Annotated in this window: 13 protein-coding genes; 4 read left to right on the top strand and 9 right to left on the bottom strand. The window is 53.8% G+C overall.

What is annotated here, in order from left to right; genetic code table 11:
• Positions 1-5 precede the first annotated feature (5 nt).
• Both L1I42_RS15080 and L1I42_RS15085 read right to left on the bottom strand, forming a co-directional pair.
• Positions 6-2,369, bottom strand: coding sequence for an ABC transporter permease (locus tag L1I42_RS15080; RefSeq protein WP_236115562.1), 2,364 nt, complete (start codon positions 2,367-2,369; stop codon positions 6-8).
• Positions 2,366-3,094, bottom strand: a complete 729-nt coding sequence (locus L1I42_RS15085) for an ABC transporter ATP-binding protein (protein WP_439651512.1) — start codon at positions 3,092-3,094, stop codon at positions 2,366-2,368. The genes L1I42_RS15080 and L1I42_RS15085 overlap by 4 nt, the downstream gene beginning before the upstream one ends.
• A 180-nt stretch (positions 3,095-3,274) precedes the next feature.
• On the opposite strand from L1I42_RS15085, the gene L1I42_RS15090 reads away from it, so the two are divergent.
• A complete protein-coding gene (locus L1I42_RS15090; RefSeq protein ID WP_236115563.1) occupies positions 3,275-4,474 on the top strand; it encodes a PQQ-dependent sugar dehydrogenase in 1,200 nt (399 codons plus the stop codon).
• 343 nt (positions 4,475-4,817) lie between these two features.
• On the opposite strand, the gene L1I42_RS15095 is transcribed toward L1I42_RS15090, so the two are convergent.
• Both L1I42_RS15095 and L1I42_RS15100 read right to left on the bottom strand, forming a co-directional pair.
• On the bottom strand, positions 4,818-5,720 hold the full coding sequence (locus L1I42_RS15095; RefSeq protein WP_236115564.1) for a sulfotransferase domain-containing protein: 903 nt from the start codon (positions 5,718-5,720) through the stop codon (positions 4,818-4,820).
• 94 nt (positions 5,721-5,814) lie between these two features.
• Positions 5,815-7,353 carry an ATP-binding cassette domain-containing protein gene (locus L1I42_RS15100; protein WP_236115565.1) on the bottom strand — a complete coding sequence of 513 codons (1,539 nt, stop codon included), beginning with the start codon at positions 7,351-7,353 and terminating at the stop codon, positions 5,815-5,817.
• Positions 7,354-8,123: 770 nt separating this feature from the next.
• Between L1I42_RS15100 and parE the strand changes: the two genes are divergently transcribed.
• From parE to L1I42_RS15115, 3 genes are all read left to right on the top strand, one after another.
• Entirely contained in the window at positions 8,124-10,181 is a 2,058-nt protein-coding gene (gene parE / locus L1I42_RS15105; RefSeq protein ID WP_236115566.1) for a DNA topoisomerase IV subunit B, read from the top strand.
• Between the two features lie 164 nt (positions 10,182-10,345).
• Positions 10,346-11,737: a DEAD/DEAH box helicase gene (locus L1I42_RS15110; protein ID WP_236115567.1), complete on the top strand. Its 1,392-nt coding sequence runs from the start codon at positions 10,346-10,348 to the stop codon at positions 11,735-11,737.
• A 117-nt stretch (positions 11,738-11,854) separates the two neighbouring features.
• Positions 11,855-12,916 (top strand): GGDEF domain-containing protein, encoded by a 1,062-nt coding sequence (locus L1I42_RS15115; RefSeq protein WP_236115568.1) that lies wholly within the window; start codon positions 11,855-11,857, stop codon positions 12,914-12,916.
• A 15-nt stretch (positions 12,917-12,931) separates the two neighbouring features.
• Here L1I42_RS15115 and L1I42_RS15120 read toward each other — a convergent pair whose 3' ends face one another.
• From L1I42_RS15120 to sufC, 5 genes are read right to left on the bottom strand one after another with little or no spacing between them, the layout of a single operon-like run.
• Positions 12,932-13,318 carry a HesB/IscA family protein gene (locus tag L1I42_RS15120; RefSeq protein WP_236115569.1) on the bottom strand — a complete coding sequence of 129 codons (387 nt, stop codon included), beginning with the start codon at positions 13,316-13,318 and terminating at the stop codon, positions 12,932-12,934.
• 1 nt (position 13,319) lies between these two features.
• On the bottom strand, positions 13,320-13,715 hold the full coding sequence (locus L1I42_RS15125; protein ID WP_236115570.1) for an SUF system Fe-S cluster assembly protein: 396 nt from the start codon (positions 13,713-13,715) through the stop codon (positions 13,320-13,322).
• Positions 13,716-13,724: 9 nt separating this feature from the next.
• The gene (locus L1I42_RS15130) at positions 13,725-14,942 is read right to left on the bottom strand and encodes a cysteine desulfurase (RefSeq protein ID WP_236115571.1); all 1,218 of its coding nucleotides are present in this window, start codon (positions 14,940-14,942) and stop codon (positions 13,725-13,727) included.
• Between the two features lie 2 nt (positions 14,943-14,944).
• Positions 14,945-16,147 carry a Fe-S cluster assembly protein SufD gene (sufD, locus tag L1I42_RS15135; RefSeq protein ID WP_236115572.1) on the bottom strand — a complete coding sequence of 401 codons (1,203 nt, stop codon included), beginning with the start codon at positions 16,145-16,147 and terminating at the stop codon, positions 14,945-14,947.
• A 21-nt stretch (positions 16,148-16,168) separates the two neighbouring features.
• Positions 16,169-16,924 (bottom strand): Fe-S cluster assembly ATPase SufC, encoded by a 756-nt coding sequence (sufC, locus tag L1I42_RS15140; protein ID WP_236115669.1) that lies wholly within the window; start codon positions 16,922-16,924, stop codon positions 16,169-16,171.
• Positions 16,925-16,949: the final 25 nt, after the last annotated feature.

Consider the following 16,949-nt stretch of genomic DNA (forward strand, 5'->3'; position numbering starts at 1 on the left):
AGGAATTACTCTCTAGTCTTAAGGGCCAGCGTGATGTCAGATCGGCCAAGGTCGCGCCATACCAGCCAGCCGGATGCCATGGCAGCGCCAACAACCACGGCGACCGCAATGCCATATGCTTTGGGGGCATAAACGACAGGTATTTGGTAAAGATCGGTGGAAAAGCCAGCAGCGATCAGATTGGTCAGCCCGCTGCCGAGAAAAACGCCCAAGGGCAGCGCCACCAGCGTCACCACACCGAGTTCGCCCAGCAGCACAAAGGCGGTCTCACCGCGGAAAAAACCCATCACCCGCAAGCTGGCCAGATCGCGGGCCCGCTCATCCTGCGCCACCCGCGCCACATTATAGATGATCCCGAAAGTGATGGCGAAAGCCATAAAGCCCATAACAAAGCGGGAAAAGCCAGCCCCCTGATTCATCACCTCTTCAAAGGCCTGAACGGCCTCACGGCGCAAGCTCACCCCCGCCACAATCGGCATATCCTTGAGCGCGGCATAGACTTGGGCTTCTGCCCCGTCCTTGATGGCAATATAGGCGCCGGACACACGTTGCGGCTCGGTCATAAGTCTATTCAGCGCCGCCAAGTCCATATAGGCCGGTGACCCGATCAAGCTTTCGGCGATGCCCGCAACCCGCGTGGTCACAGCCAACTGGCTGCCTTCTCGAATGTCCACCAGCACCGGATCACCAATTCCGACCTGCAATAGGTTGGCCAGCGGCTTGGACAAAACGATCCCTTTGTCCGGCAGTCGAATGGGTGCCACATTCGTATCGAGTGCCCGATACAATTCGGCATCTGGTGACAGGCCTGTCACCGCACCTGCATGGCTGCGACGACCATTGCGCAACACAACGGCCACATTGCGCACGGGCTCAGCTTGGGTCACTCCCGGCAGGCGCTCCAGCTCCAACAAGGTTTTAATCGGCGCGCTATGGGTGAAACTGACCGCGGCATCCGATCGGTCAATCACATTAAAGGTGCGGTCCAACACCGTATCGAACCCCTCATAAATGATCAGCATGGACAGGCTGAGTGCCATCCCGGCACCTATTCCGGCCACGGCCCCCAACATGCGCCAGGGCTGCCTAAACAACCGGCGCACCACCATGCGTGATGGCTGATCCAATAGGCGCATCATATTTGAGCCCACATTGCCCGCTTTGGAAAAATCCGGCGGCGCAGCCGGGCGCATAGCTTCCGCCGGCATCAGTTTAAATACCCGGCGCAATGCGAATGCGCCACCCAGCGTGGCAACGAACACGCTGGTCAATATGCCCGAGGTAAAGGACGACAATTCAAGCCGAAATAACAGGAAGGGTAGCTTATAATAGGTGGTATAAACCGGCACGGTAATCCGCCCCAGAACAACACCGAGCAAACAGCCAAACAGCGCCCCGGCCAAAGCGATGATTACCACCAATTGCACATAATGGCCACTCACCTCGCGATCAGTATAGCCGAAGGCCTTCATCAGCCCGATTTCCTCGCGCTCCGACTGGATGGTCCGGCTGGTGACGATGTAGAGCAGAAAGGCGGCCACCAGCATAAAGACAGGCGGCACATTGGTGGCCGAAATCTCCAGCCCGGCGATTTCTTCTGATAAAAAGCGATCGGACGGATGATCGTCCAAACCATAGGCACCGGGCGCGCCATATGGCGCCAACACCCGATCCACTTCCTCCAGCACCGCCTCTTCCACTGCGCCGCGCAGCAGCGTCAACAGCGCTTCATTAAACGCCCCTTCTAGGTCAAGTGCAGCGGCCAGCGCCGGACGCCCAATCCAGATCACGCCAAACCGCGCATCGTCGGGGATCATTTCGCCCGGCGCGGCATAATAGATGAATTCTGGCGATTGGGCCGTGCCCACCACATCAAATGTGCGCCGGGCACCGTTTAGCGTCACCTTAATCTGATCGCCGGGCACGATATTGTGCGCCGTGGCAAAACTGTCCAGCAACACAATTTCAGCAGATTTCCCCGCCTCTGGCTTACGGCCTGCGGTCAATCGAATCTCATTGAGATGCCGCATGCCATGCGTGGGCAGCGACAGGATTTGTGCCGAAACCGGAATATCCCGCGTGGGAATATCGATCAGCGCCATCCCCGAAATCCGCGATTGCACCGCGCCCACCCCCGGTATTTCACGCAATTGGTTCACCACATATTCGGGCGCCCGCGCCACGGGCGCAAAAATTTGGGCAAATTGATGCCGCTCATAATAGGCGTCGCGGGTCTGGCTGAGCGACGCCACAAACCCGGTCATCATTACCTGCAGCGCCACACCAATGCCAATCACCAGCATAATCGCCAGTGCCTGGCCTTTAATGCGCCACAGATCGCGGGCTAGTTTCGCGTGCAGCGGGCTCACCACTCAATCTCCTCGGCGGCCAGACGTTTCTCATTTATCACCACCTCGCGAATGGCCCCATCCGCAAAATGAATCACCCGGTCGGCCATAGCCGCTGTTGCCGCCGCATGGGTGATGATCAAAACCGTGGTGCCCAACCGTTCATTCACATCCTGCAACACGCGCAATACCGCGCGACCGGTGGTGCTATCCAACGCCCCGGTTGGTTCATCACAGAACAGAACATCCGGCTGTTTGGCCACCGCGCGGGCAATCGCCACCCGCTGCTGCTCCCCGCCGGAAAGCTGCGCTGGAAAATGGTCCAGCCGTTTGCCCAACCCCACCAGATGCAGCGCTTCATCCGCCTCCATCGGGCTTTCAGCAATTTCTGTCACCAGTTCCACATTTTCGCGTGCCGTCAGGCTGGGCATCAAATTATAAAACTGAAACACAAAGCCCACATGGTTGCGGCGATAGAGCGTCAGCTGCCGGTCATTCATTTCGGTCAAGCATTGATCACCAAACCAGGCTTCACCGCTGGTCGCCGTGTCCAAACCGCCCAGAATATTCAAAAAGGTGGATTTGCCACTGCCCGATGGTCCGAGCAGCACATCGATTTCCCCGCGCCCGATTTCAAGGTCAACCCCGCGCAAGGCATGCACGGCCGTGCGGCCCTCACCATATGTCTTGGTGAGTCCCCTCATCACAAAGGCTTTATCCAACGTGCGTTCCCCTAAATCTGCCATATATCAAGCATAGAGGCTTTTTGGCCGCGTGAATTGACCGATATCAATTCAGAAAACATCATGTTTTTTCAAAAACAAAACCGAGGATCACAATCCTGTCATCATCGCCAACCGGTTGAAACCATATTGTTCCCAACTTCGTTTCAAGCATATTCGATACTATTTAAAGGAGCTTGCCCGATGAAAAACGCTTATACTTTAGCCCTTCTCGCCAGCGTCATTTCGGCGCCAGCCTTTGCCCAAAACGATGCGGCCTATGGCGGGCCGAAGAATGTGCCCGAATTTCAACCGGCGTTTGAAAACCAAACCCGCGCGCCGCTCTTGCAAAGTGATGTGGCGCTCAATGTGGAAGATGTGGCCACCGGCCTCGATCATCCTTGGGGCATCGCCGTCCTGCCCGATGGCGGCTATTTGGTTACAGAGCGCACCGGCCAGCTCCGCCACATCACGGCTGAGGGCCAGCTGGTCAACACGCCCATTGAGGGTGTGCCGCAAGTGCATAATGTGCGCCAAGGGGGCTTGCTTGATGTGGCGCTGGCGGAAGATTTCAGCGAAAGCCGGGTGATTTTCCTCACCTATTCAAAGCCCATGCAGGGCAATACATCGGTCACCGCCGCGGCCCGCGCTGTCTTGTCGGAAGACATAAGCAGCCTTTCGGAGGTGCAAGACATCTTCGTGCAACAGCCGCCGTCCCCAACGCCCATGCATTATGGCAGCCGCATCATCCCGCATAATGGCTATACCTATATCACCACGGGTGAACACTCTTCCCGGCAAGAGCGCGAATATGCGCAGGATTTAGACAAAACCTACGGCAAAATCATCCGCGTTACCCCAACAGGTGAAACGCCTGATGATAATCCCTTTGTTGGCCAGCAAGGTGCCATCGACACCATCTACGCCCTCGGCGTGCGCAACGTGCAGGGCGCTGATATCCAGCCCGCAACGGGCGATATCTGGCTGCTGGGCCACGGTCCACGCGGCGGTGATGAACTGAACAAACTGCAAGCTGGTGCCAATTATGGCTGGCCAGTCGTTAGCTATGGCGAAACCTATGGCGGCCGCCCCATTGGCAGCGGCCACCCCCGCGCCGAAGGCTTTGAGGAACCGCGCTATTATTGGGACCCCGTGATCGCCCCCGGCGGCTTCGCCTTTAAAACCGGCGACGAACTGTCTCAATGGAACGGCAACATCATCGCCTCTTCCCTCAACCCCGGCGGTATCGTCCGCCTCACGCTTGAAGGCGACACCATCACCGGTGAAGAACGCCTCCTGCCCAACCTCGGCCGCGTCCGCGACATCGAAATTGACCAGGACGGCTCAATCCTCGCCCTCACCGACGCCAGCGGCAAAGTGGTGCGGATCACGGCAAAGGACTAAGATTGCAACTCTAGAAGAAAGCAAAGGCCGATCTCCCTCCCTCTTGTGGGGATGGATCAAGGGTGGCGCCGCGTCTACAAAGAAAGTGCCGGGGCAACTCCGAACTCCAACGCACTTTTGCCCACCTTCCCGGCCGGAAGCCGGGTTCAACAAAAGCAATCTGGAATGTTGCCCACAACGCTTTTTTACTCCAAGAGGTATTTAGGGCTCGTTTAAAATCACAAAAACCTTTGTATCGAAGGCGAGTTGTGCAGACCAATCGCGTTCGCCGCTTTTAAGATGCACAAACAAAAAGGGCCGAGGTTTTCCCCGGCCTTTATCAACTTATCACTGATGCAATCGTCTAGTGCGCCACATTCATATTGGCCGCTTCAAGTTGCCGTAGCGCTGCGGACGAGCGAAGCACCGTCTCGCGGTCCACTTCGGCAAAATTCAGGGCCTCATTGGTCAAATAACCAAACCGCACCATTTGCTGCGCATGCACCTCCAAAACAGCACGCGCTTCAGCTGGGCTCAGCCCTTCTTTCCAAGGTGCACTGGAGGGCTTTTTGCCGGCAAACCCGACCGCTTTCACCGCCTTATCAGATGCCGTGCGCAACTCGTCCGCGCTGAGACCCAACCGCATATGGTCAGCCAGCCGCTTAAATTGACCGTGCGGATCTGTCAGCAAATCTTCAAACCGCACCACCAGATCATGCGGTGAAGACGGCTCGGTCCAACTTTGGACATTTTCAGACCACGAGCCCCAAGGCTCCAATGCATTTTGTGCAGTTGTGGGCTGGCGATATTCGCTGGTGGCCAGCAGTTTAATCGCATCAATAGGTTTTTTCTTACCCGCATGGGCAAAAGCCATAACCAGATTAAGCGGGTTCCGGATCATATAGATCCCGCCGCCTGAAACCTTGGTGTTGATGGAAAGTACATCATGAAACTCCGCGCGCACCGCATGGGTTTTGATGAAAGGCAAACCCGGATATTTTTTCGACAGATAGTCGTGAATTTTCGGTCGTGCCGCCGCGATCTCCGGCTCGCTCAACTCAGACGGGTCTTTGCCGATCACTTCGCGATAGAACCACACGTCTGTGTCCCAAGGCACATCACGATTTATCAGTTCAAGACTTGCCGGATCGTTTGGGCGATAGCCCTTGATTTTTGCAGCTTGCTGCAAGAATGAACGCACCGCCAAGTCACCGCTATGGGGATAGGAGGCGATCCAGAATAGGGGCCGGGCCTTTTTTTCGCTCATAATCACTCACTCTTATTATCTGTTGCCGGGCGTTTTACGCGCCTTTGTCCCTCCGGACAACCCTGTCGGCATCGCGCACGCCTTTTTTGTGATCCTAACCGGCCATCTCGGCCAAATCTTTTTGCCGCAACCGGTCGAAAAATGGTTCAGGGCTTTCCACTTCGAACAACCGCTGCCGCGCATCGATTTCGAAAAAACGGGTACCAATCGCCCGCACAAAATGCCGGTCGTGGGAAATCACCAGCGCGCTTGGCTCCCGCTCCACCAACTCACGCTCCAATTGCTCACGACCATGAATATCCAAATGGTTCGTTGGTTCGTCTAACAAATAAAAATTCGGCTCGGTTAATCGCAGTGCCAGCAGCAACAAACGCGTGCGCTGGCCAAACGAAAGCTGCCCGATCGGCTGGCTTTGCTGCTCATATATATAGCCAATATTGGCGAGCAATCCTTTGGCCCGCTGGTCGCCCACATCAAAATGCTCTGTGATGAAGCTCAGCGGCGATTGCTTTGCCGGCAGCATGTCCAAATTCTGGTCCGCATAGGCCACCACATTGGACGGTGTGGTCCAAATTCCCCGCACCTCTTCCCCATCAAGCGCCCGCTTCACCGCATTGATCAGTTGGGTTTTCCCGCGGCCATTTTCCGCCAGAACTACAATCCGGTCGCCCTGATAATGAAACAGCTTTTCAATCGAAAACAATTTACGCTCGTCAGGCGTGCGAACCTCAAAACTCTCAAAGCTCATCGCCACCTTGGCATGTGACCCGCGATTGGCCAGCGTCACATCCCCGTGTCGATCCTTATGCAGATCGGCAATATTGTCCTCAATCTTCGCCGCACGCGCCTTGAGTTGCTTGGCTTTGGTCTGCAGCAGATCAGACCCGCTATTGGTGCCCACATTGAACAGCTTGGCCGCATTGGTGCGCAGACGGTTGATCTCTTTCATATCCCGCTCCGCCTTGTCCCGTGCGGCCAGATCCATTTCTTCAAGCGCAATCCGCGCGTGAGAATATGCCACATCAAATTGCTGGCATTCGCCTGGACGCAAAAACAAGGTCTTGTTGGTCACGCTGTCCAAAAACGCCCGGTCATGGCTGGTGAGCACAGTCACCACCTTGCCCTGCTTGTTTTTCAGCACCCGCTCAACCAAATAGATTTTTTCCAAATCCAGATGGTTGGTCGGCTCATCCAGAACCAGAATATCCGGCTCCGCCGCAAACAGCCGTGCCAGCATCACCAGCCGCCGCCAGCCCCCGGAAAGCGCTGCCAACAGCATCTCGCCATATTCATAAGGCACGCCCATATCATTCAGCGCCACATCGGCCCGCCAGGCTTCAAAATCGCGCTCCTCCGGCGCAATTGCACCCAAAACATAGTCGCGGCCCATCATGTTGAGACAGTCTTCGGGCAATTCTTGCGGCATATAGCCGATTTTAGCGCCACGCGAAGTGATGATCTGTCCGCTGTGTGGGTCAGTCTCCCCCACAATCTGGCGCAGCAGCGTGGTTTTCCCCTGCCCGTTCCCCGCCACAAGGCCCAAACAATCGCCCTTATTGAGGGTTAAATCTAAGTTTTGAAAAAGCGTTTCGCGCGCAACCGCACTGATGGATTGAAACTGGAGTACCGTCATTGTCTTTGTCACTCATATCGTCTTGGCCAATCGGCCATATCAATTCTGCGCCACTGGCGTGGCACCTTAAAGCGAGTCACAAAGTTGTTTCGACCATTGCGCCCGCCCTACCTCAAATTTTGAAGCAGGGCCCAACCCGGTCCGAATGTTAAACGATAATGGCGTGCCAAGCAGACGTCCTCCAAAAAGCATAAAAGCTGTATGGAGCCTAATTTGAAGCCACCAGTTTGGCAAGATCAGACAAAAAAGAAAACAAGCGCCAACGCGACAGATACAAAATGGCGTGGCATTTGGATATGGGCAAGTCGGTACGCAAAACTATTAAATCCGACTTGCACCATCCAATTGGATATTGTCGCGGCAAAAGTTCCGGATACGCTGGTTTTTGCTTTGACAATCATACGGGTACTCCAAACTCATCGACCGTATGCCTAAGAATTAGCAGCACCTTGTTAAAAAAGTGCTGACGCGACAGAAAGATTTCGTCAATTATTTCCGGGATTTAGCGACAACAAAGTTAAGTAATCCTTTATTTCCACACCCCGAGCTAATAGCTTCAATCACTTATCAGTTTCATTCTGAAACGCAGCGTCTTTTAAACCGACAAATTCGTCCAAAAGTTTTTCAATAATAATTTTGATCGCCATTTGTTTGAAAACGGTCGATAAGTACACGCAAACCCGTGATTTTCCGGGCGAAGCGATTGACCACCCCCTATGTCCCACAAATATGGTAAGCAAGGCATAAGAGATGATTCGAGGCGGTAGAGCATGAACAATAGCGACGATCTGTTTTCAGCATTTGGCGGCGACGAGGCGGTAGATAAGCCAGAAATCGCCAGAAAAACTGAAAGCACATCTGCGCCCAAAAACAGCGCGCCCCTGCCCAGCGCGTCAAAGGATGACAAATCCTACGGCGCAAGCGACATTGAGGTGCTTGAAGGGCTGGAACCGGTCCGCCGGCGCCCGGGCATGTATATTGGCGGCACAGACATTAATGCGCTGCACCATTTGTTTGCCGAAATCATTGATAACTCTATGGACGAAGCCATTGCGGGCCATGCGTCCCGCATTGAGGTGCATCTGGATACAGAAGGCTATCTGGCCATCACCGATAATGGTCGCGGCATTCCTGTGGAGGAACACCCGAAATTCCCCGGCCGCTCCACCTTAGAAATCATCATGACCACCCTGCACGCAGGCGGTAAATTTGATTCCAAGGCCTATGAGACATCCGGCGGTTTGCATGGTGTGGGCGTTTCCGTGGTGAATGCCTTGTCTGATGATCTGATCGTGGAAGTCGCGCGCGACAAGACATTATATGAGCAAAAATTCTCCCGCGGCCTTGCCGTCACCGGCATTGAAAGCAAGGGCGAAGTGCGCAATCGGCGCGGCACCACCATCAAATTCCACCCCGACCCGCAGATCTTTGGCGAGAAAGCCAAGTTTTCGCCCAAGCGCATCTTCGATATGTCGCAGGCCAAAGCCTATTTGTTCGCGGGCGTGGAAATTCGTTGGTCCTGCGATCCGGAACTGGTCGAAGGCACCGATGTTCCGAGCAAAAAAACGCTCCACTTCCCCAACGGGCTGAAAGATTATGTGGAACACCGGGTCGAAGGCCGCACCCGCATTGTCGACGAGACTTTTGCAGGTCGTGCAGGCCAGCCCGGTAAGCATGGGGCCGTTGAATGGGCCATCGCTTTCACCATCGGCGACAATTTTGTCTCGTCTTATTGTAACACCGTGCCCACCCAAGATGGTGGCACCCACGAAGCAGGATTGCGCGCGGCACTGTTGCGCGGCATGAAAGCCTATGCCGAATTGACCGGCAATAAGCGCGCCTCGATCCTCACAGCAGAGGATGTGCTGTCAAACTGCTGCGCTGTTCTGTCAGCCTTTATCCGCGAGCCAGAATTTGTTGGCCAGACCAAAGACAAACTCTCCACCACGGAAGCCACCAAGATTGTAGAAAATGCGGTCCGGGATTCGTTCGACCATTGGCTGGCCGCCTCGCCCAACCAGTCGAGCAAGCTGCTGGATTGGAGCATTGAGCGCGCAGAAGAGCGTTTGCGCCGCCGCAAAGAAAAAGAGATCGACCGCAAAAGCGCCACCCGCCGTTTGCGCTTGCCCGGCAAATTGGCCGATTGCTCGCAGGGCGCAGCTCAGGGTGCCGAAATCTTTATCGTTGAGGGCGACTCTGCGGGGGGCAGCGCCAAACAAGCGCGAAATCGCGCCAGTCAAGCTGTGTTGCCTTTGCGGGGTAAAATCCTCAACGTTGCCGGTGCGACGCGCGACAAGGTCACCGCGAACCAGCAGATTGCCGATATTGTGCAGGCGCTTGGCTGTGGCACACGCGAAAAATATCGCGGCGACGATTTGCGCTACGACAAAATCATCATCATGACTGACGCGGACGTGGACGGCGCCCACATCGCCGCCTTGTTGATGACCTTCTTCTTTCAGGAAATGCCCGATTTGATCCGCGAAGGCCATCTTTATCTGGCCGTGCCGCCGCTTTATCGCATCACCCAAGGCGCCAAAACACTCTATGCCAAAGATGATGCCCACAAGGATAAATTGATGGCCGACGAGTTTACCGGTCGCGGTAAAGTTGAGGTAACCCGCTTTAAAGGTCTGGGGGAAATGCCCTACCAGCACCTGAAAGAAACCACCATGAAACCGGGCTCTCGCACGCTTTTGCGCATTGATATTGCAGGTGAATTTGACGACACCAAAGGCAGCATTGACCGGCTTATGGGCAACAAACCAGAATTGCGCTTCCAGTTTATTCAGGAAAATGCAGCCTTTGTTGATGACATCGACATCTAGTCCCTTGTCTGCGCAACGCATAAATTGATCACGAGTTGATCTGGCTTCCGTTAAGAAAGATTCCCAATAACCCATTGACTTAGCGGTTATTGTCGTTATGGTCACGTGCGCGGGGCCACTAAACAAATCATGACCATCACAACTGTCAAAGTGGACGTAATTACTTGAGCGAGCAATTTTCAAAACTTGGTTTGAGCCAATCCGTAATCAATGCTGTGGCCGATGCAGGCTATAGTGACCCAACGGATATTCAACAAAAAGCAATTCCGCATATCCTTGAAAAAAGAGATATTGTTGGCATTGCGCAAACCGGCACTGGCAAAACGGCATCTTTTGTGCTGCCCATGTTGACCTTGCTGGAAAAGGGCCGTGCCCGTGCCCGCATGCCGCGTACCTTGATCTTGGAACCAACGCGCGAACTAGCCGCCCAAGTGCATGAAAATTTCGAAAAATATGGCAAAAACCACAAGCTGACTGTCGCCCTTCTGATTGGTGGCGTGTCCTTTGAAGAGCAAAATAAAAAGCTTGATCGTGGCGCTGACGTTTTGATCGCGACACCAGGGCGTTTGCTTGACCATTTTGAGCGTGGGCGCCTGTTGATGACCGGCGTCGATATCTTCGTGATCGACGAAGCCGACCGCATGCTGGATATGGGCTTTGTGCCTGATATTGAGCGGGTCAGCGCGCTGTTGCCAAAACGTCGTCAAACGCTGCTATTCTCGGCAACCATGCCCGATGAGATCGCAAAACTGACAAACAAATTCTTGACCAATCCGGAACGTGTGGAAGTCGCTCGGCAGAATTCAACGGCCGAGACCATCACACAAAAGGCCGTCAAGGTGGGCACTAAACCCTTTGAAAAACGCGCAGCGCTGCGGGCCGAAATCCATGCTGCTGCGGATTTGAACAACGCCATCGTCTTCTGCAATCGCAAGCGCGATATCGCTACCCTAACCCGCTCGCTCGAACGTCATGGCTTTAATGCGGGCGCACTTCATGGCGATATGGACCAGAAAAGCCGCATGGCAACGCTGGACGGGTTTAAAAAAGGCGAGATCAAAATTTTGGTGGCCAGCGATGTGGCTGCCCGTGGCCTGGATATTCCCGAAGTCAGCCACGTTTACAACTTCGACGTTCCCACCCATGCCGAAGACTATGTTCATAGAATCGGGCGCACCGGGCGTGCGGGACGGTCAGGCGTGGCGGTGAGCCTTGTCACCAAGGCCGACGAAAAATACTTAACGGCCATTGAAAAATTGATCGAAAAGACAATTCCCATCGAAGAAGCAGACAAAACTGCCTCCGCTGAGGCGAAGTCGAATAAGCCGAAGAGCGAAAAACCTGTCGAAGACAAGCCGAAACGTGGACGTGGGAAAAAACAGCAAGTGCCTGATAACGCCGAAAAAAATCAGACAAGTCACTCGACAGAATCACAAAAATCATCAAAGAATAACCGCAAAAAACGTTCAGGAAATGAGAATCAGGATCGCGTACCTTTTGGTCAATCAGATCAGGTCCCGGCCTTTTTGTTACGTCCTGTACGGCGCGCCAGCTAAGGTTGTTTTTTAACGCAATCTTTATAGGTCGCGCAGTAAAAACGTGATGTGGGTAAATAAGCTTTGAGGCAATTGCATAAACTTGCAATTACCGAAAAGTCTGGTTCGGAAGTTGATATGCTTGTATCTGAACATGATTATCAGCGTACTTTGGAGTACTCTTTTGCGGCCTTGGGCATGCTCAAGCGCGCGAAAATTCCGCCTTACCCTCACTTTTACGAACTCTGTTACACATACGCATCCGGCATTAACGAGCAGCTGAACGAGCGGCTCAACATGCTATTGGGAGAGGACAACACCCTCTCCATGGAAAACGTGTTGCAGGTCTATCGCGAGTTCTTTGACAACCCGTCGGACCTCGAATCGCGTTTGACCAGTGTTTCTCAGGAAATGTCATCCAAAATTGACGCGGTTAATCGCGCCATGGACGATGCCATCGATACGGCCGAAGGCTATTCTGGCTCCTTGGGCTTGGCCGAGAAGAAACTGCTGGGCGATGTGGACCAAGATGCTTTGCGGATTTTGGCCAAACAACTTCTGACCGAAACCCACAAGATGCAGGAAGCCAACACCAATCTCGAAGAAAAGTTGAAAGCTTCAAAGCAAGACATTTCCAGCTTGAAACGGGATTTGGACACGGCTCGCCGTGAAACGATGTTGGATCCGCTGACCAAAATCGCCAACCGCAAAAGTTTCGATCAACGCCTTAAACAGGTGCTCGAACTCAGCAAACGTTCTGGCACCAGCTTCTGCCTGTTGATGATGGATATCGACCATTTTAAAGCCTTCAACGACAATTATGGCCACCAAACTGGTGACCAGGTATTGCGGCTTGTGGCAATGACCTTGAAGTCAAACCTAAAGGGACGCGACCACGCGTCACGTTATGGTGGCGAAGAGTTTGCGGCGATTTTGCCAGATACCGACATTCGCGGCGCGCGCATCATTGCGGAGAAAATCCGCAAAGCGGTGCACGCCAAAGAATTGCTGAAACGCTCCACCAATGAAAAATTGGGACGGATCACAGTGTCCATAGGCGCTGCAGTGTACCGGCACGAAGAATCTATACCTGAATTGATTGAGCGGGCCGATGCGTGTCTGTATACCGCAAAACGTTGCGGTCGCAATCGGGTGGTCTGCGAAACTGATGAAGAGTTCCGCAAACCAAAGGTCGCCTAATTTTTCTAGAACATTCTATTTGGCCAAGGCGCGTGCTTCGGCGAGCTGCTTCAAGTCAGCAGGTTCTAGCATAACACTTTCGCCACAGCCACAAGACCCGGTCTGGTTTGGGTTGTTGAAGGTGAACTCTGAGCCCAAAAGCTCTTCTTTGAAATCCATCTCCGTGCCCAGCAGAAACATGGTGGCTTTCGGGTCGACATAAACGTCCACCCCATGCTCGCTCACATGATCGTCGCCAGGCGTCACTTCCTTCACATAATCCAGCGTGTAAGCCATGCCGGCACAGCCCGCATTTTTCACGCCCACGCGCACACCGATCACGTCATCATCGCCAGATTGCGCGATAATGCTCTTCACCTCGTCGGCGGCTCGTTCGGTTATGCTCATGATTTTCAAAGCCATTTTACCACCAATTCAGGGCGACCATCGCCTCTTCTGACATGCGGCTTTGATCCCATGGTGGATCAAACACCATATTCACTTTCACATCCTGGACCCCTTCCACAGAGGCCACAGCATTTTCAACCCATACTGGCATTTCGCCCGCAACAGGACATCCTGGGGCGGTCAACGTCATATCAATCGTAATGTTCCGATTGTCATCCAGATCAACCTTGTAGATGAGGCCAAGCTCATAGATGTCGACCGGGATTTCCGGGTCATAAACAGTCTTCAGCGCGCCCACAATATCGTCGGTCAGGCGTTCAATCTCTTCGGCAGAGAGGTTCGAGCTCTCAGCAGAAATCGTCGCCGCATTGGGGCTATGCTGTTCTGCCTGTGCCGTTTCTGTTTCGCTCATATTGCTCTCCTAACCAAAGAATGTTTGCGCCTTGCCGATGGCATTCACCAGCGCATCTACATCATCTTTCCCATTGTATAGGGCGAATGAGGCACGACATGTAGAGGTCACGCCAAATCTTTTTAACAAGGGCTGCGCACAATGGCTGCCCGCGCGCACTGCCACGCCATAGCGATCCAAAATGGTCGACAGGTCATGAGCGTGCACATTCTCAATCGCAAAGGAAAAAATTGCCCCTTTGCCCGGCGCATCGCCGATCAGCCGCAACGCATTGATTTTTAAAAGCTCTTGCCGCGCATAGTCGCCGATTTCATCTTCATGCGCCTTGATCTTATCGCGGCCTATACTCTCAATATAGTCGATTGCGGCGCCTAATCCAATGGCTTGTACAATGGGCGGGGTTCCCGCTTCAAATCGATGTGGCGGATCAGCATAAGTGACGCTGTCTTCAAACACATCGGCGATCATCTCGCCACCACCGTTAAAAGGCCGTGTATCCAGCAAGCGATCATACTTGCCATAAAGAATACCTATGCCTGTTGGCCCATAAAGCTTGTGCCCGGTCGCAACGTAAAAATCGACATCCAGATCCTGCACATCAACCGGCAAATGAACTGCGCCCTGCGAGCCATCCACCATCACCGGAATGTCCCGCGCATGGGCAATTTCCGCCACCTGTTTGATGGGCACAATTGTGCCCATCACATTGGACATTTGGGTCAGCGCCACCATTTTTGTGCGGTCGGTGATAGCCGCTTCAAAGGCGTCCAGATCGAAGCTGCCGTCTTCGTTCACGTCCAGCCATTTGATCACCGCGCCTTGCCGTTCGCGCAAAAAGTGCCACGGCACAATGTTGGAGTGATGCTCCATTTTGGTGATGATGATCTCGTCACCCTCACCAATCTTGGGGCCCAAAAAGCTCTGAGCCACCAGATTGATCGCCTCGGTGGCCGAACGGGTGAACACAATTTCATCCGTCCGTTCGGCATTGAGGAATTTCTGCACCTTGCCCCGCGCCGCCTCAAAGGCTTCTGTCGCGCGGTTAGACAGCGTGTGCAGCCCGCGGTGCACATTGGCATATTCGTGGGCATAGGCGTGCTGTATGCGCTCAAGCACCTGCGTGGGCTTTTGCGCCGACGCGCCGCTGTCGAGATAAACAAGCTTATGCCCGTTCACCTCTTCCGAAAGGATCGGAAAGTCACCACGAATTTTGCCAAGATCAAGCATATCTACTCCGCTGCCGCCAACCAGGCATCCACACGGTCGCCCAGTTTGTCACGCACTTGCTCATTTTCCATTTCGTCGAACAATTCTGCCAGAAATGCGCGGATCAACATCGATTCGGCCTCTGCTCGTTTGATGCCGCGGCTCATCAGATAGAACAAGGCGTCCTCATCCAGCTCGCCACAGGTGGCCCCGTGAGCACACAGCACGTCATCCGCAAAAATCTCCAGTTCCGGCTTCACCAAAACTTCTGCCCGTTCTGAGAGCAACAAGCCCTGGCTCATCATTTGCGCATCGGTCTTTTGTGCATCCGGCGCCACAATGATTTTACCTTGGAAAATCGCCTTGGCGCGATCCCGCACAATCGATTTAAAGGTTTCCGTGCTGGTGGTATTGGGCACGCCATGGTTCACATTCAGCGTGAAATCGCCGTGCTGCTGATCCATCAGCAAGGTCAGCCCGGCAAAGTCCGCATGGGCACCCTCGCCCTTAAAGTCTGCCTTGATGTCAGTCCGACCAAGCTTGAAATTGGCGTGGCTGGCCAATGTGCGCAGATTGGCATTTTCATGCAGATCATATGTGTTTTGCACGAATTGGCGTGCACCTTCAGCATTCTGATCCAACTGCACATGCAACATTTCGGCATCTGCCGCCACGTCCAACGCGAAATTGGCGAAACGCAATCCGCGCGCGTTTGCCCCCTCAAAGGTCTCAACAATCGTCGCGTGCACACCTTCAGCCGTTGTCACGCGCACCTTGTCGGCCACCACACTGTCGGGCCCGTCATGCACATGGGCAATATGGATTGGCTTATCCAAAGATGTGTTGATGGTGATTTCGATCTGGTTTTGCGCCAACCCGTCCATCAGATTGATGATTTGATCGTTGCCCACCGATTTCGCAGCAGCGTCGGCGGATTTGATCTCCACACCACCAATCTCATCTGCATGCACCAGCTTGCCATTCACGATCACAATCCGGCCATAGCCCTCAAATTGAACGTCTGGCAAACGATCATTGGCCTGAGCCAAATCAGACGGAACGTCGCGCAGCAAGGTGCGCAAGTCCGTATAGTGATATTCTTCGATCCGACGATGCGGCAAACCATGGGCGCTCAGGGCGTTGCTGGCGTCGTTCGCGCCCGCTGCCTTTAGCAAATCCGCCAGCTGGTTTTCGGCATCTGTCAGTTTCACAACTTGTTGTTCCATGAAAATCGCTCCAGCGTTGGATTAAGCAGCCGTACCGTCAAATTCGGCATAGCCTTTTTTCTCAAGCTCAAGCGCCAATTCGCGATCGCCGCTTTCCACCACACGGCCATCGGAGAACACATGTACACGATCGGGCACAATATAGTTCAACAGGCGCTGATAGTGAGTAATCACCAGCATTGAGCGATTGGCATCACGCAAATGGTTGACGCCATCAGAAACGATCTTGAGCGCATCAATATCCAAGCCGGAATCCGTTTCGTCCAAAACGCAAAGCGAAGGCTGCATCAATGCCATTTGCAGGATTTCTGCGCGCTTTTTCTCACCGCCGGAAAAGCCCACATTCAGGGGCCGCTTCAACATGTCCTGTTTGATTTCCAGCTGGTTAGCAGCGTCCTTCACCAGCTTCATGAACTCAGGCACCTTCAACTCTTCTTCGCCGCGTGTCTTGCGCTGCGCATTCAAGGCCGCTTTCAAAAATGTCATCGTTGCAACACCCGGAATTTCAATCGGATATTGGAACGCCAAAAACAAGCCAGCCGCCGCACGTTCGTCAGCTTCCATCTCCAGCAAGTCTTTGCCCATAAACAAGATTTCGCCTTCGGTGACTTCATAGCCCTCTTTGCCGGCCAACACATAGGAAAGCGTCGATTTGCCGGAGCCGTTCCGGCCCATAATCGCGTGCACTTCGCCTGCTGGTAGGGTCAAATCCACACCTTTGAGGATTTTCTTGTCTTCTTCTTCCACTTTCACGTGAAGATTTTTGATTTCCAAAATCGGCGTTGTCATTTCAGTTCCTTAG

This window comes from Maritalea mediterranea (assembly GCF_021568695.1).
In the GTDB taxonomy this organism is placed as follows: Bacteria; Pseudomonadota; Alphaproteobacteria; order Rhizobiales; family Devosiaceae; genus Maritalea; species Maritalea mediterranea.

Coding starts and splice junctions, on each gene's coding strand:
- L1I42_RS15085 (WP_439651512.1), bottom strand. CDS start 3,094: ATGGCAGATTTAGGGGAACGCACGTTGGATAAAGCCTTTGTGATGAGG.
- L1I42_RS15090 (WP_236115563.1), top strand. CDS start 3,275: ATGAAAAACGCTTATACTTTAGCCCTTCTCGCCAGCGTCATTTCGGCG.
- L1I42_RS15095 (WP_236115564.1), bottom strand. CDS start 5,720: ATGAGCGAAAAAAAGGCCCGGCCCCTATTCTGGATCGCCTCCTATCCC.
- L1I42_RS15100 (WP_236115565.1), bottom strand. CDS start 7,353: ATGACGGTACTCCAGTTTCAATCCATCAGTGCGGTTGCGCGCGAAACG.
- parE (WP_236115566.1), top strand. CDS start 8,124: ATGAACAATAGCGACGATCTGTTTTCAGCATTTGGCGGCGACGAGGCG.
- L1I42_RS15115 (WP_236115568.1), top strand. CDS start 11,855: ATGCTTGTATCTGAACATGATTATCAGCGTACTTTGGAGTACTCTTTT.
- L1I42_RS15120 (WP_236115569.1), bottom strand. CDS start 13,318: ATGGCTTTGAAAATCATGAGCATAACCGAACGAGCCGCCGACGAGGTG.
- L1I42_RS15125 (WP_236115570.1), bottom strand. CDS start 13,715: ATGAGCGAAACAGAAACGGCACAGGCAGAACAGCATAGCCCCAATGCG.
- L1I42_RS15130 (WP_236115571.1), bottom strand. CDS start 14,942: ATGCTTGATCTTGGCAAAATTCGTGGTGACTTTCCGATCCTTTCGGAA.
- sufD (WP_236115572.1), bottom strand. CDS start 16,147: ATGGAACAACAAGTTGTGAAACTGACAGATGCCGAAAACCAGCTGGCG.